The 14,390-nt window shown below is 69.4% G+C and carries 12 protein-coding genes; 8 read left to right on the forward strand and 4 right to left on the reverse strand.

Going from position 1 to position 14,390, the window contains the following annotated elements:
• Positions 1 to 13: 13 nt before the first annotated feature.
• A complete protein-coding gene (locus tag G7043_RS34185) occupies positions 14 to 829 on the forward strand; it encodes an alpha/beta fold hydrolase (protein WP_166052779.1) in 816 nt (271 codons plus the stop codon).
• On the opposite strand, the gene G7043_RS34190 is transcribed toward G7043_RS34185, so the two are convergent.
• Complete coding sequence (locus tag G7043_RS34190; protein WP_166052780.1) at positions 769 to 1,686, reverse strand: hypothetical protein; 918 nt, start codon at positions 1,684 to 1,686, stop codon at positions 769 to 771. The genes G7043_RS34185 and G7043_RS34190 overlap by 61 nt on opposite strands.
• A gap of 180 nt (positions 1,687 to 1,866) precedes the next feature.
• On the opposite strand from G7043_RS34190, the gene G7043_RS34195 reads away from it, so the two are divergent.
• The 3 genes from G7043_RS34195 (at position 1,867) to G7043_RS34205 (ending at position 5,464) form a co-directional block, all read left to right on the forward strand.
• A complete protein-coding gene (locus tag G7043_RS34195) occupies positions 1,867 to 3,030 on the forward strand; it encodes a S8 family peptidase (protein ID WP_166052781.1) in 1,164 nt (387 codons plus the stop codon).
• A 74-nt stretch (positions 3,031 to 3,104) separates the two neighbouring features.
• Positions 3,105 to 4,178: a S8 family peptidase gene (locus G7043_RS34200; protein WP_313888209.1), complete on the forward strand. Its 1,074-nt coding sequence runs from the start codon at positions 3,105 to 3,107 to the stop codon at positions 4,176 to 4,178.
• A 110-nt stretch (positions 4,179 to 4,288) separates the two neighbouring features.
• Positions 4,289 to 5,464 carry a S8 family peptidase gene (locus G7043_RS34205; protein ID WP_166052782.1) on the forward strand — a complete coding sequence of 392 codons (1,176 nt, stop codon included), beginning with the start codon at positions 4,289 to 4,291 and terminating at the stop codon, positions 5,462 to 5,464.
• Between the two features lie 184 nt (positions 5,465 to 5,648).
• Here G7043_RS34205 and G7043_RS34210 read toward each other — a convergent pair whose 3' ends face one another.
• Positions 5,649 to 5,936 carry a hypothetical protein gene (locus G7043_RS34210; protein WP_166052783.1) on the reverse strand — a complete coding sequence of 96 codons (288 nt, stop codon included), beginning with the start codon at positions 5,934 to 5,936 and terminating at the stop codon, positions 5,649 to 5,651.
• 108 nt (positions 5,937 to 6,044) lie between these two features.
• Here G7043_RS34210 and aspS point away from each other — a divergent pair, with 108 nt between their 5' ends.
• The 4 genes from aspS to G7043_RS34230 all read left to right on the forward strand — a co-directional run bounded on the left by aspS (position 6,045) and on the right by G7043_RS34230 (position 10,857).
• Entirely contained in the window at positions 6,045 to 7,817 is a 1,773-nt protein-coding gene (gene aspS, locus G7043_RS34215; protein WP_166052784.1) for an aspartate--tRNA ligase, read from the forward strand.
• A complete protein-coding gene (locus G7043_RS34220; RefSeq protein WP_166052785.1) occupies positions 7,817 to 8,758 on the forward strand; it encodes a DUF389 domain-containing protein in 942 nt (313 codons plus the stop codon). The genes aspS and G7043_RS34220 overlap by 1 nt, the downstream gene beginning before the upstream one ends.
• Before the next feature lie 102 nt (positions 8,759 to 8,860).
• Positions 8,861 to 10,033: a hypothetical protein gene (locus G7043_RS34225; protein WP_166052786.1), complete on the forward strand. Its 1,173-nt coding sequence runs from the start codon at positions 8,861 to 8,863 to the stop codon at positions 10,031 to 10,033.
• A gap of 53 nt (positions 10,034 to 10,086) precedes the next feature.
• Positions 10,087 to 10,857 (forward strand): SGNH/GDSL hydrolase family protein, encoded by a 771-nt coding sequence (locus tag G7043_RS34230; protein ID WP_313888211.1) that lies wholly within the window; start codon positions 10,087 to 10,089, stop codon positions 10,855 to 10,857.
• Here G7043_RS34230 and G7043_RS34235 read toward each other — a convergent pair.
• Positions 10,833 to 12,656, reverse strand: coding sequence for an ArnT family glycosyltransferase (locus G7043_RS34235; RefSeq protein WP_166052787.1), 1,824 nt, complete (start codon positions 12,654 to 12,656; stop codon positions 10,833 to 10,835). The two genes, G7043_RS34230 and G7043_RS34235, sit on opposite strands and share 25 nt — an antisense overlap.
• Positions 12,653 to 14,374, reverse strand: a complete 1,722-nt coding sequence (locus tag G7043_RS34240; RefSeq protein ID WP_166052788.1) for an ArnT family glycosyltransferase — start codon at positions 14,372 to 14,374, stop codon at positions 12,653 to 12,655. Before G7043_RS34240 ends, G7043_RS34235 begins: the two co-directional genes overlap by 4 nt.
• Positions 14,375 to 14,390 lie beyond the last annotated feature (16 nt).

The raw sequence follows: 14,390 nt of genomic DNA on the forward strand, positions 1-14,390 counted from the left end.
CAGACTGCGGGGCATGGGGACCTTCAAGACCTTTGACGGCATCACGCTCGCTTACCACGGCCCGGCAGGAGACGACCCGCTCGTCTGCCTGCCGGGCGGGCCCATGACGGCGTCGTCCTACCTCGCACCACTGCCGTTGGAGAACATGCTCAGGCTCGACCTGCGCGGCACCGGCGAATCCGAGAAGGCGCCCGCCGAGACCTACCGCGTGGACCGCCAGGTCGACGACGTGGAGGCACTCCGGCAGCACCTGGGGCTCGACCGGATCAGGCTGTTCGGGCACTCCGCCGGCGGCACCCTCGCGATCCTCTACGCGACGCGATACCCGCAGCACGTCGAGGAGCTCGTCCTCGTCGCACCGAGTCCGCGCGTCGTCGGCATCGACGTCACCGACGACGATCGCCGGGTGATCGCGCACAGCCGCAGCGGCGAACCCTGGTACGCCGAAGCCATCAAGGGGTTCGAGGAGATCTGGGCGGGCAACGCGACGCCCGAGGCGTTCGACACGATCGCCCCGTTCTGGCACGGACGCTGGGACGACGAGATCAGCAAGCTCGACGACGACCATCCGACCAACACCGAAGCTGCCGAGATGTTCTACGCCGAGGGTGCGCTGGACCCCGAGGCGACCCGTGCGGCACTGAAAAACCTGGACGTGCCAACGCTTCTGCTGTTCGGCGAGGTCGACGTGGCGATCCCTCTCAACCGCGCGCACGAGTACGCGGAACTGCTCCCGCACGCGCGGCTCGTGGTTCAGAAGGCAGCCGGTCACGCCCCCTGGCTCGACGACCCGGACGCCTTCGCGGCGGCGGTCCAGCGCATCCCGTAGAGGCCCGGACCGAAGTCGAGGGCGGCGGCGTGCGCGTATCCCCACGAGTCCACCGGGGCCGGCCGCGCGCCGCCGAACATTTCCGTTCCCGCCGGACCGGACGCGAATTGCTCACACGAAGCAGGCAGTGACTCGGCCGGGAATTTGATCTCCAGCACGTAGTCGTGCACACGTTCGGGGAACCGGCGGAAATGCGTGTGCTCGACCGTCGGATGTGGATAGATCAATTCGTACTCGAGCGCGACCGACTCGCCGGCGGAGATCGGTTCGTCGAACAACAGCTCCGCGACGAGCACGCCGTTCGTGCGTTCCCTGGCGATCCGGCCGACCCGGCAGGACCGCACGGCGGTCAGCGCGGGCAGCGCGGTTCCCCTGGCGGAACCCGTCTCGTGGCACAGGATCCAGCGGTCCACATCGGTCGCCCTCGCCTGCATGACCTGGCGTGACCGGACGCCGCGCACACCGCCGCAGGGCGCGACGTCGACCCGGTCGTGCTGGGCGGTCAGGACGAGCCCGGAACCGTCCCACGCCGCCCGTGCCGACGGCTCCCGCCTGCGGGAACGCCCGCGCGGCCGGGGCGGGCCGAGCAGCCGGGACAGCGCCGCCTCCGGCAGTCCGAGGACGTCCTCGAGCTGGGTGAGCGCCATCAACGACTCGGGTCTCTCGGGTCTGCGGCGACCCGACTGCCAGTAGCTCAGCGCCGTGACGCTGATCGGTGCGCCGCGCACCTTGAGCCGGTGCTGCAGCCGTTCCAGACTGAGCCCCCGCACCTGGATCGCGACCCGCAACGCGTCCGCGAACGGACCCGTCACCAAGAGGTCGGCGAGCTCCTCGCGCGGTGGGTAAATCGTCAGCATCCACCCCTCCGTTTCCCGGGGTCAAGCTGGGAAGGCTATCGGCAGCAAAGGTGGCGCGGTACAGCCGATCGGCGGTTTCGGGCCGCCGGTAAACCCGGAAAGTTCTGATCTCGGGCCTATTACGCCGCCAATAGTCCCGATTGGGTTCCTGAGCATCCCTGCGACGAACAGGACTACGCAATGCGCAAGACAGCAACCCTGCTGGGGTCGGCGGTCATGATCGCGGCCTTCGCGGCACCCGCCCAAGCCGCCGTGGGTGAGATCCTCACCTTCCAGGGCGTCCAGAACATCCCCGGCAGCTTCGTCGTGAAGCTGAAGGACAACGGCGTCACCGCGAGTGCCGCAACTCTCGGTGCGCGCTTCGGCGGCCAGATCGGGTACGTGTACGACGCCGCCTTCAAGGGCTTCTCGGTCAAGATGTCCGACGCCCAGGCACGCAGACTGGCCGCTGACCCCTCGGTCGAGTACGTGGAACGCGACCAGGTGCTCAGCATCCAGGCCACCCAGGTCAACCCGCCCTCGTGGGGCCTCGACCGGATCGACCAGCGCAACCTGCCGCTCGACCAGCGCTACACCTACAACTCCACCGGCTCCGGTGTGAACGCCTACGTCATCGACACCGGTGTCCGGATCAGCCACCAGACGTTCGGCGGCCGTGCGAAGAACGGCCGCGACTTCGTCGACAACGACGCCGTCGCGCAGGACGGCAACGGCCACGGCACGCACGTCGCCGGAACCATCGCGGGCTCTCAGTACGGCGTGGCGAAGGCCGCGAACATCATCGCGGTGCGCGTGCTGAACAACTCGGGTTCCGGCACGCTCGCCGGTGTCAACGCGGGCATCAACTGGGTGGCCGCGAACCACGTCAAGCCCGCGGTGGCCAACATGTCGCTCGGTGGCGGCGCGAACGCCTCCCTCGACAGCGCCGTGCAGGGCGCGATCACCCGCGGCGTCACGTTCGCCGTGGCGGCCGGCAACTCGAACACCAACGCCGCCAACACCTCGCCCGCACGGGTGGGCGCGGCGATCACGGTGGGGTCGACCGACCGCACCGACGCGCGGTCGTCGTTCTCCAACTACGGCCCGGTCGTCGACGTGTTCGCGCCCGGCCGCGACATCACCTCGGCGTGGCACACCAGTGACACGGCCACGAACACCATCTCCGGCACCTCGATGGCGACGCCGCACGTCGCCGGCGTGGTGGCCCGGTACCTGCAGGGCAACTTCAACGTGACGCCCGCGCAGGTCTCGGCCGCGATCACCTCCAACGCCACCAACGGCAAGGTCACCAACCCCGGCGCCGGCACGACGACCAGGCTCCTGTACTGGCCGCCGACCAGCTGATCGGTTTCAGATGTGCGGCCCCGGTTCCCTGTGAACCGGGGCCGTTTTCCCTGCAAACGAAAGGAAGTCTGCCTGTGAGAGCCCTGCTGGCAGTCGCCGCCCTGGCGGCAGCGGTCGTGGTCGCCCCGGCGTCCGCGGCCACGTCCTCGTACATCGTGGTGCTCCGTGATGGTGCCGTGTCTGCCTTCGGCGGCCCGGTCGAGCACACGTATTCGAGTGTTTTCAACGGTTTCAGCGCTCGGATGACCGCTGCACAGGTCCGTGCGCTGAAGGCCGACCCGAACGTGTCCTCTGTGGAGCGTGACGGGATCGTGCACGCCAACAGCGTCCAGCTCAACCCGCCCTGGGGACTGGACCGGATCGACCAGCGCGCACTGCCGTTGGATCAACGTTACGAGTACACGAGCACTGGCCGTGGCGTGAACATCTACGTGATCGACACCGGTCTTCGCGTCACGCACACGGACTTCGGCGGACGCGCCCGCAACGGGTGGGACACCGTTGACAACGACGCGATCGCCCAAGACGACAACGGTCACGGCACGCACGTCGCCGGCATCGCCGCGGGCACCAAGCACGGCGTGGCCAAGCATGCGACCGTGTGGGGTGTGCGGGTGCTGAACGGTTCCGGTTCCGGCACCGTCTCCGGTGTGATCGCGGGCGTGGACTGGGTGACGCGCAACGCCGTGAAGCCCGCGGTGGCGAACATGTCGTTGGGCGGCAGTGCTTCCGCGGCGCTGGACACCGCGGTGAAGAAGTCGATCGACTCGGGTGTCTCCTACACGGTCGCGGCCGGCGGCAGCAACACCGACCCGGGGAACTCGTCGCCGCAACGGGTTTCGCAGGCGATCTGCGTGGGTGCGTTGACGCAGAACGACACCAAGTCGTCGTCGTCGAACTTCGGCCCGCTGGTGGACATCTGGGCGCCGGGCGTCAACATTCCCTCCGCCTGGAACACTTCCGACACGGCGACCGCGACGCTGAGCGGTTCGTCGATGGCCGCACCACACGCGGCCGGTGTCGCGGCCCGGTACCTGGAGTTCAACCGCGCGGCCACGCCCGCGCAGGTGGAGCGCGCACTGGTTACCACGGGCACTCCGGGGACACCACCCGTCACTCGTATCCTTTACTGGCCGCCTTCGCTGTGAAAGGTCAATTGTTCGATAATTGAGGCGCGTCTTAACCTTTAGGACACCCTTGGCAGGAACCGGATCTCTCCATAACGTCGAAAGCGCTTCGTTCCCCTGCAAAGAACGGAATGCACATGACGCGTAAGATCCGGTTCCTCGCCGGTGCCGGCGTGGCGAGCCTCGCCCTGTCGGTTCTCATGGTTCCCAACGCAAGCGCCGCGGAAGGCGAGGTCCTGTCCCTCGGCTCCCCTGACAAGATCGCCGGCAGCTTCATCGTGAAGCTGAAGGAGGGCAAGGGTTCTTCCCACGCCCTGGCGTCGCGGTTCGGTGCCAAGGTCGAGCGGGACTACACCAGCTTCGGCGGCTTCAACGTGAAGCTGACGGAGAAGCAGGCCAAGCGCCTGGCCGCCGACCCGTCCGTCGAGTTCGTCGAGGCCGACCAGGTCGTCCACGTCCAGGCGACGCAGACGAACCCGCCGTCGTGGGGTCTCGACCGCATCGACCAGAAGAACCTGCCGCTCAACCAGTCCTACAGCTACACGTCGACCGGCTCGGGCGTCACCGCCTACGTCATCGACACGGGCGTGCGCATCAGCCACTCCACGTTCGGTGGTCGCGCTTCCAACGGCCGTGACTTCGTGGACAATGACAACGTTGCCCAGGACGGCAACGGCCACGGCACGCACGTCGCCGGCACCATCGCGGGCTCGCAGTACGGCGTCGCGAAGGCCGCGAAGATCGTCGCCGTCCGCGTGCTCGACAACGCCGGCTCCGGCACGCTCGCCGGTGTCGCGGCGGGCATCGACTGGGTGGGCGCCAACGCGGTCAAGCCGGCCGTCGCCAACCTGTCCCTGGGCGGCGGCGCCAACGCCACCCTCGACACGGCCGTGAAGAACGCGATCGCCAAGGGCGTGACGTTCGCGGTGGCGGCGGGCAACTCCAACGCCAACGCGAACACCTTCTCCCCGGCCCGCGTGGCCGAGGCGATCACCGTGGGCGCCACCACGAACACCGACGCCCGCGCCTCGTACTCGAACTACGGCGCGATCCTGGACATCTTCGCGCCGGGCAGCAACATCACGTCGGCGTGGAGCACTTCGGACAGCGCCACGAACACCATCTCGGGCACGTCGATGGCCACGCCGCACGTCGCTGGGGCGGCGGCTCGTTACCTGTCGACGAACCGCGCGGCGACGCCGGCTCAGGTGGCTACCTACCTGATCGGGCAGTCGACGCCGTCGAAGGTCACCTCTCCGGGATCCGGTTCGCCGAACCGGCTGCTGTACCTCGCGCCTACCGCGTGAGCTGAGTTGCTGTGAGAAGGCCGCGGCTTCGGTCGCGGCCTTCTCCTGTGCTGAGCAGGTTGCCGGAGGTCGTGTCCGTCACCCGACCGAGCGGATCAGTGCCTGCTCCTGACGGCGTCCGCAAGGACACCAACGCGCCCACCCCCCCGGTGGTCGTGAAGGGGGAGTGCGGTTGGGTTCGCGGTTAGAGGACTTGTTCCGCGATTTTGAGCGACACCACGTAGAGCGCGATGATCAGGCCTGCGCCGATCCACGGCCAGTACGCGCGGGGTGCGCGCAGGGCGCGGAACCACGTTGCGAACATCGTGGACAGCCAGATGACGGCGGTGCCCACCAGGACCAGAACCAGCGGAGCGTGGCACGAGCCGGTGCACGGGGAAACAGGCGTGAAGCCGAGGATGCCGAGGAAGAGCACGCCGATGCTGAGCACGAACATGACCAGCGTGCCGAACAGTGCCACCGCGATCCGCATGATCGAAAGCTAGCGGCTCCCGCTGGAAAAAGCCCTGCGTGAAAATCTGTCGGCGGGTCCGGCTAGCCTTGACGGTAAAGCTGACTTCGTCTACAAGGAGCCACCACCGTGTTGCGCACGCACGAGGCCGGATCACTCCGGGCCGAGCACGCCGGGCAGTCCGTCACCCTCACCGGGTGGGTCGCTCGCCGGCGTGATCACGGCGGTGTCATCTTCATCGACCTCCGCGACGCGTCCGGTGTCGCCCAGGTCGTGTTCCGCGAGGGTGAGATGGCGGAGCGCGCGCACCGGTTGCGCAGCGAGTACGTCATCAAGGTCACCGGCGAGGTGAGCAAGCGGCCCGAGGGCAGCGAGAACCCCGACCTGGCCACTGGCGCGATCGAGGTCTACGTGAGCGACCTCGAGGTCCTCAACGAGGCCGCGCCGCTGCCGTTCCAGGTCGAGGCCGAGGGCGAGATCGGCGAGGAGGCGCGGCTCAAGCACCGGTACCTCGACCTGCGCCGTTCCGGCCCGGCCAAGGCCATCCGGCTGCGCAGCGAGGTCAGCCGGATCGCCCGCGAGGTTCTCCATCAAGAGAAGTTCGTCGAGGTGGAGACGCCGACGCTGACCCGCAGCACGCCCGAGGGTGCGCGTGACTTCCTGGTGCCCGCGCGGCTGCGTCCGGGTTCCTGGTACGCGCTGCCGCAGTCGCCGCAGCTGTTCAAGCAGCTGCTGATGGTCGGTGGCCTGGAGCGGTACTACCAGATCGCGCGCTGCTACCGGGACGAGGACTTCCGCGCGGACCGCCAGCCGGAGTTCACCCAGCTCGACATCGAGATGAGCTTCGTCGAGCAGGACGACGTCATCGGCCTGACCGAGAAGCTGCTGGCCGCGATCTGGAAGGAGACCAAGGGCGTCGAGCTGCCGCTGCCGTTCCGCCGGATCTCCTACGCCGACGCGATGGCCAAGTACGGCTCGGACAAGCCCGACCTGCGCTTCGAGCTGGAGCTCACCGAGCTGACCGAGTACTTCAAGGACACGACGTTCCGCGTGTTCCAGGCGCCGTACGTCGGTGCCGTGGTCATGCCGGGTGGTGCCTCGCAGCCGCGGCGCACGCTCGACGCGTGGCAGGAGTTCGCCAAGCAGCGCGGCCACAAGGGGCTCGCATACGTGCTGGTCCAGGAGGACGGCACGCTCGGCGGGCCGGTCGCGAAGAACCTCACCGACACCGAGCGCGAGGGTCTCGCCAAGGCCGTCGGCGCCAATGCCGGTGACTGCATCTTCTTCGGTGCGGGCGAGGCTCGCGACGCGCGCGCTCTGCTGGGTGCGGCTCGCGTCGAGATCGCGCACCGCGTCGGCCTGATCGACGAGAACGCCTGGGCGTTCGCGTGGGTCGTCGACTTCCCGATGTTCGAGTCGGTCGACAAGCTCGACGCGGGCGACGTCGCGGTCGGTGGCGGCAACTGGACGGCGCTGCACCACGCGTTCACCTCGCCGACGCCGGAGTGGATCGACAACTTCGAGTCCGACCCGGGCAACGCGCTGGCCTACGCCTACGACGTGATCCTCAACGGCAACGAGCTCGGCGGTGGCTCGATTCGTATCCACCGCGCGGACGTGCAGCAGCGCGCGTTCAACGTCATGGGCATCGGTGCCGAGGAGGCGCAGGAGAAGTTCGGCTTCCTGCTCGACGCGTTCAAGTTCGGCGCCCCGCCGCACGGCGGCATCGCGCTCGGCTGGGACCGCCTCTGCATGCTGCTCGCGGGGGTCGACTCGATCCGCGAGGTCATCGCGTTCCCGAAGTCCGGCGGCGGCTACGACCCGCTGACCGCGGCGCCGGCACCGATCACGCCGCAGCAGCGCAAGGAAGCGGGCGTCGACGCCAAGCCCGACCAGAAGTAGTGCTCCGGCTGCGGGTGGTCTGCCCGGCAGACCAGACCGAGGCTGCGACGAAGATCCTCCGCGACCACGCGGGAGCCACCCACCTGGTGCTCCTGCGTGGCGCGGCGATCGATCCCGAAGGCGACCTCATCACCGCCGACGTGGCCCGCGAGGCCGTCGACGAGCTCGTCAGCGCGCTCTGCGACCTGCACATCGACCACACCGGCGGCGTCACGATCGAAACGATCGACACGTCGTTGTCCGACCACGCCGACCGGGCTCAGGAGGAAGCGCCCGGTGACGGGTCGGACGCGATCGTGTGGGACGAGCTCATCGCGCGCACCGGTGAGGAGTCCAAGCCGAGCGTCACGTTCCAGGCGTTCCTCACCATCTCGTGCCTGCTCGCGGCGGTCGGCATCGCCACGAACTCGACGGTGACGCTCGTCGGCGCGATGGTGGTGGGGCCGGAGTTCGGGCCGCTCGCCGCGATCGCCGTGGGACTCGTCGCGAAGCGCTGGGACCTGGTGCGACGGGCCTGCGCGGCGCTCGCGATCGGGTTCCCGCTGGCCATCGCGTTCACGTCGGCACTGACCTGGCTCGGCGCGCACGTGGGTCTGCTGCACCGCGAGACGCTGCTGCACGGCACCGAGTCGGAGTTCATCTACCAGTTCGGACCGTTTTCGCTGATCGTCGCACTGCTGGCGGGCGCGGCGGGCATGCTGTCGATGACGTCCGCGAAGTCCGCGGCGCTCGTCGGCGTGTTCATCTCGGTGACCACGGTTCCGGCCGCCGGGTACGCCGCGCTGGCCGCGATTCTCGGAGTGTGGGACAGGGTGGGACCCGCGGTTGCCCAGTTGGGCATCAACTTGATCGGTATTGTCGTCGCCGCCGCGCTCGTTCTGTTGATCCGCAGGCGCCGGGCAACGGATGGTGTTTCCACACGTCCACTGTCCAAGGGGTGATGGGGGAGCGGCGCGAGCCGTTATCAACGAGTGGTGGTGGTCGCAGCCTGGCCGGATTAGCGTCGGTTCGGCTCACGGACATGGGGAGTAGGGTCGGAGGGGATGAGCGTGGAGATCACCGCGGGCCCTCCTGACACGACTTCACCTGAGATCGCCGAAGCTGTCGATGCGGCCGAGCGGGTACTGACCAGGCGTTTGGGCGCACAGGTGCGTCTCGCGGACCCCGAGGCTCTCGGGGGTACCGGTCGTTCCGTCGTCATTCGCGTGAGAGTCGCGTCTTCGCCGTTCTCCATGCCGCGCACGCTGGTCGTGAAGCGGTATCCGGCGGGCAGCGGCGACCGCGACCCGTGGGCGCACGAGGCCGTCAGCCACCAGTTGCTCACCGCGCTTCCGTCCGAAGAGCGCGCTACGCCAGAACTGTTCGCACACGACGCCGAAGCGCGTCTGGTCGTGCTGGAAGACCTGGGCCGTGCGCCGCGGCTGTCCGAGAAGCTGCACGCCCCGGACGCGCGCGCCGCCGAACGCGGGCTGTTGTCGTGGGCACATGCCATGGGCCGCCTGCACGCCACGACGGCCGGCCGTGACGCGGACTTCGACGCGTTGATGCGCCGGGCCGGTGCGCAGTGCTGCCAGGATCCGATCGCGGTCGACGTGCACGCGGCGATCGCGGGCTTACCGGCGCTGCTCGCGTCCACACTGGGCATCGAGACGTCCCCGCACGCCACCGAGTTCGCCGCCGACGCCGCACGGGCGTTCAGCACCTCGCGCCGTCGTGCGTTCAGCCCGTCGACGTCCTGTCCGGACAACCACCTGGTCACCTCGCGCGGTGTCCGGTTCGTCGACTTCGAGGGCGGCTGCGTCCGCGACATCGTGTTCGACGCCGCCGCGTTGCGCGTGCCGTTCCCGTCCTGCTGGTGCGGGTGGGGTCTGCCGCCGGGCATGTCCGAGGCCATGGTCGCCGCGTGGCGGGCCGAGGTCGGGTCGGTGTGGCCCGAGATGGACGACGACGCGGTGCTCTTACCGCGTCTGCTGGAAGCCCAGCTGCTGTGGGTGTGGCTCGCGACGTGGCGGGCGCTGTCCAAGCCGATGCCGAGCGTCGACAACGCGCCGCCGCGCAGCGTCGTGCTGACCGGTCGGTGGGTCAGGCTGCGGTCCGACGCGCTGATCCTGGGCGAGAAGACGGTCGCCTCGCACGCCGACGCGGTGATCGGCGCTCTGGCCGACCGCTACGGCCCTGAGGTGCTCGAACTCCCGCTTTACCCAGCATTTCGCTGAACCGTTCCCACACGGTCATTCGCGGCTCACCGGGCCCGCTGATCCTGAGTCGTGTGCTGGTGTTACTCGGTGACTCGACAGCGGTCGGGATCGGCGACCTCGTTCCCGGCGGCTGGCGCGGGTTCGGTCCCCTCCTCTCGTCCGCCTTCCCGGACAACGGCTACCGCAACCACGCCGTCTCCGGCGCGCGGCTGGCCGACGTCAGGCGCACCCAGCTGCCGCAGGCGTTGCGGGACAAGCCCACCGCCGCCGTCGTCATCGCCGGCGTCAACGACACGCTGCGCTCGGACTTCTCCGCGCGGCGGATGCACGAGGACCTCGACCACGTCTGCCGCGAGCTGACCGCCGCCGGGGCCTCCGTCGTCACCGTGCGGTTCCACGACCAGGGCCGCGTGTTCAAACTGCCCGGCAAGCTGCGGCGGGTGCTGAAGGACCGCATCGACGAGTACAACCGGGTGATCGACGTCGTGGTCGCCCGGCACGGTGTCCGGTGCGTCGACCTGCACACCCTGCCGGGCGCGTACGAGCTGGAGACGTGGGCGGTCGACCGGCTGCACCCGTCCGAGCTCGGCCACCGGATGCTGGCGCGGGCGTTCGCCGGCGAGTTGCGCGCGCTGGGGCACCCGGTCGGCGAGGTCAGCCTGGACTGCTCCGGCGGGCGCGAGCTCACGGTGTGGCACCACGTCGCGTGGCTGATGCTGAAGGGGATTCCGTGGCTGTGGAAGCGGGGCGCGGACCTGCTGCCGTTGCTGTGGGCCGACGAAGCGCCGGCCGAGGTGTTCCCGGCCGGCGCCGATGATCAACCGGTGACCGTCAGGTCGTAGATCGTCTCGCCGCCTGCCGTGACGGCTTTGAAGTTCGCCGCGACCCACTCGCCGATCTCGCTGCTGCCGCCACCGGGTCCACCGCGTCCACCCTCGACGTAGTAGCGGACCTTGCCCTGCGCGACGAGTGCTTTGAACTCGTCGAGCGTGGGCGCGGGATCGCTGCCGTTCCAGCCGCCGATCGCGATCACCGGCCGTCCCGACGACAGCTGCAACGACGCCGCGCTCTGGGCACCGATCGTGGCGGCCGCCCACTGGGTGTCCGTGGCCTTCAACAACTGCACGACCTCTGTGGATGACGTGCCCTCGCGCATGCCGCCGCCCTGCTGGCTGCGCGGCCCGGACAGCGGGATCGACCCGCTGTGCGTGGTGGCGGCGGTCGCGAACGCGTAACCGGAGGTGCCGAGCAACGCCGTCACCAGCAGTGTGGCGGCGACCCAGCGGCGCGCGTGCACCCCGAACACCAGCGCGAACACCGCGACCGCCGTGACGGCCAGCAGAACCCAGCGCAGCCAAGGCATCCAGGTGGGCGTGCGGTCGAGCAGGATGAAGCCCCAGACACCGGTCGCCGCGACCATCGCCGTCAACGCCATGCGCACCGGGAAATGCGCCCTGCCGCGCCACAACTCACGTCCGGCGACGCCCACGAGCGCGGCGATTCCGGGTGCCATGGCGACCGTGTAGTAGGGGTGCGTGATGCCGCTCATGAAGCTGAACACCAGACCGCTGACGACCGTCCAGCCACCCCAGATCACCAGCGCCGCACGGGTGCGGTCGGTCCTCGGCGCGCGGCGACTGAACCACAACCCGGCGATGAGCCCGATCAACGCCGCGGGCAGCAGCCACGAGATCTCCGGGCCCATGCTGGCGCCGAACAACCGGCCGATGCCCGTCGAGCCGCCGAAACCGATGTTCCCGTTGCCGCCCATGCCTCCGCCGCCGGGTCCACCGCCGGAGTTGCCGAAGATGCGGCCGAGGCCGTTGTAACCGATCGCCAGCTCCCACAACGAGTTGTTGGTCGACCCGCCGATGTACGGGCGGCTGTCCGCCGGCCACAGCTCGACCAGCGCGATGAACCACCCGGCCGACACGATCACGGCGAGACCGGCGCCGAGCAGGTGCATGAGCCTCCTGAGGGGCGAGGTCGGCGCGGCGATCAGGTAGGCCAGCGCGAGCGCGGGCAGCACCAGGAACGCCTGCAACATCTTGGTGAGGAACGCGAACCCGATCGCCGCGCCCGCGAGCGCCAGCCAGAGCGGGCTCGCCTTCTCCAGCGACCGCACCGTGCAGTACGCGGCCGCGACCATCAGCAGCACCAGCAACGCGTCCGGCAGGTTGAACCGGAACATCAGCGTGGCCACCGGGGTCAGCGCGAAGGCCGCTCCGGCGACCAAGGCGGCGACCGGACCGGACGTGCGCTTCACGGTCGCGTACAGCAGTCCTACCGCCGCGACGCCTTCGAGGGCCTGCGGGGCGAGCACGGTCCAGCTGGAGAAGCCGAACGCCTTGGCGAACAGCCCGCTCACCCACAGGAACGCGGGCGGCTTGTCGACGGTGATCGTGTTGCCGGGGTCGAGCGAGCCGAACAGCAACGCCTTCCAGCTCTGAGAAGCCGCCTGGGTCGCGGCCGCGTAGAACTCGTTGCCGTAGCCGGACGCGGTGAGGTTCCACAGGTACAGCACGGCGGTGCCGGCGAGCAGCCCGAGGAAAGCGATGCGGTGCAACGTCTTCGCGTTCACCTTCCGGCGCTCGGCCGGTGCCGGCGCGGCGGGCGGCGCGGGTGCGAGGGTGGCGGTCATGAGGCGTCCAGTTGGTAGAGGGTGGTACCGGCGACGGTGGTCGCGGTGTAGTTCTGGGCTACCCACGCGGCGATGTCGTGGGCGGCGTCGCTGCCGGTCTCGCCCTGCATCATCCGGCCGGCCGAGACGTAGTAGTGGATCTGTCCATTTCGGACCATCTCCTGGAACTCCTCCAGGGTCGGTGCGGGATCGGTGCCGTTGAAACCACCGAGCGCCATCACCGGCTCCCCGCTCGCGAGCTGCAGGCCCGCCGCGTTGTTGGAGCCGATCGTCGCCGCGGCCCACCGGTAGTCGTCCGCGTTGTCCTGCAACAGGGTCACGACCTCGGCGTCCGGCGTCGTCGCGTCGAGCAGTCCGCCGCCCATACCGCCCATCCGTCCGCTCGACGGGCCCGCGACCGGCAGCGCGCCGGTGTGCGGAACGGTCACCGTGGCGAAGGAGTACGTGGTGGGGCCGAGCAACGCGGCGACGAGCGCGACCGGGATGGCCCAGCGCATCGACAGCACCAGGCCCACCGCCGCGATCAGGCCCGCCATCAGCGCCAGCAGGGCGACGGGCGTGGAGAAGGCGTTGATCAGCACGTAGCACTGCAGCGCGCTCAGTGCGACGGACCCCGAAAGCACCGCCGCCGCAACGGGTTCGCTCCGGCGCGCCCAGAGCTCCGTCGCCGCGATGCCGATGATCGCGGCGATCGCGGGAGCCAGCGCCACGGTGTAGTAGGAGTGGATGATCCCGTTCATGAAGCTGAACACCACGGCGGTGACGACGAGCCAGCCGCCCCACAACGCGAGCGCGGTTCGGGCGCGGCCCTTCGTGAGCCACAGCGCGGCGATCAGCAGCACCAGCGCGGCGGGCAGCAGCCACGCGATCTGACTGCCCATCTCCGCGCCCAGCAGGCGGCTCCACCCGGCCGAACCCCAGCCGCGGCCACCACCGACGCTGCCGACCTCGTCACCGGTGAGCCGGCCGAGACCGTTGTAGCCCAACGCCAGTTCGAGCACGCTGTTGGTCTGCGAGCCGCCGATGTACGGCCGGTCCGGCGTGAGCTCGACGGCGAGGATCCACCAGCCGCCCGCGATGATCATCGCGCCTGTCGCGCCGAGCAGGTGCAGCAAGCGTTTGCCCGGAGAGGCTGGTGCGGCGATCAGGTAGATCAGCGCGAACGCGGGCAGCACCAGGAAGGCCTGCAGCATCTTCGTCAGGAACCCGAACCCGACGGCGACACCGGCGAGCGCGAGCCAGAACGGACTGGCCTTCTCGACCGCGCGGGTCACGCAGTACGTGCCCGCGATCAGCAGCAGCACCAGCAGCGCGTCCGGATTGTTGAAGCGGAACATCAGCACCGCGACCGGCGTCAGCGCGAGCACGGCGCCGGAGATCAGCGCGGCGGCAGGGGAGAACCAGCGACGGACCGTCGCGTACAACAGCCACACGCTGCCCACGCCCATCAACGCCTGCGGCACCAGGATGCTCCACGCGTTGACACCGAACAGCTTGGCGGACAGGCCCATCACCCACACCGAGGCGGGCGTCTTGTCGACGGTGATCGCGTTCGAGGCGTCCGACGAACCGAAGAACCACGCCTTCCAGCTCTCGGCACCGGCCTGGGCGGCGGCGGAGTAGTAGGCGTTGGCCCAGCCCGAGTCCCCCAGCCGCCACAGGTACAGCGCGCCGGTCGCGATCAGCAGGACCGCCAGCGCCAGGCGTTCTCGTCTCATGGGGACGAGAATCGCG

It is taken from the genome of Lentzea alba, assembly GCF_011067745.1.
In the GTDB taxonomy this organism is placed as follows: domain Bacteria; phylum Actinomycetota; class Actinomycetes; order Mycobacteriales; family Pseudonocardiaceae; genus Lentzea; species Lentzea alba.

Coding starts and splice junctions, on each gene's coding strand:
- G7043_RS34185 (WP_166052779.1), top strand. CDS start 14: ATGGGGACCTTCAAGACCTTTGACGGCATCACGCTCGCTTACCACGGC.
- G7043_RS34190 (WP_166052780.1), bottom strand. CDS start 1,686: ATGCTGACGATTTACCCACCGCGCGAGGAGCTCGCCGACCTCTTGGTG.
- G7043_RS34195 (WP_166052781.1), top strand. CDS start 1,867: ATGCGCAAGACAGCAACCCTGCTGGGGTCGGCGGTCATGATCGCGGCC.
- G7043_RS34205 (WP_166052782.1), top strand. CDS start 4,289: ATGCACATGACGCGTAAGATCCGGTTCCTCGCCGGTGCCGGCGTGGCG.
- G7043_RS34210 (WP_166052783.1), bottom strand. CDS start 5,936: ATGCGGATCGCGGTGGCACTGTTCGGCACGCTGGTCATGTTCGTGCTC.
- G7043_RS34225 (WP_166052786.1), top strand. CDS start 8,861: ATGAGCGTGGAGATCACCGCGGGCCCTCCTGACACGACTTCACCTGAG.
- G7043_RS34235 (WP_166052787.1), bottom strand. CDS start 12,656: ATGACCGCCACCCTCGCACCCGCGCCGCCCGCCGCGCCGGCACCGGCC.
- G7043_RS34240 (WP_166052788.1), bottom strand. CDS start 14,374: ATGAGACGAGAACGCCTGGCGCTGGCGGTCCTGCTGATCGCGACCGGC.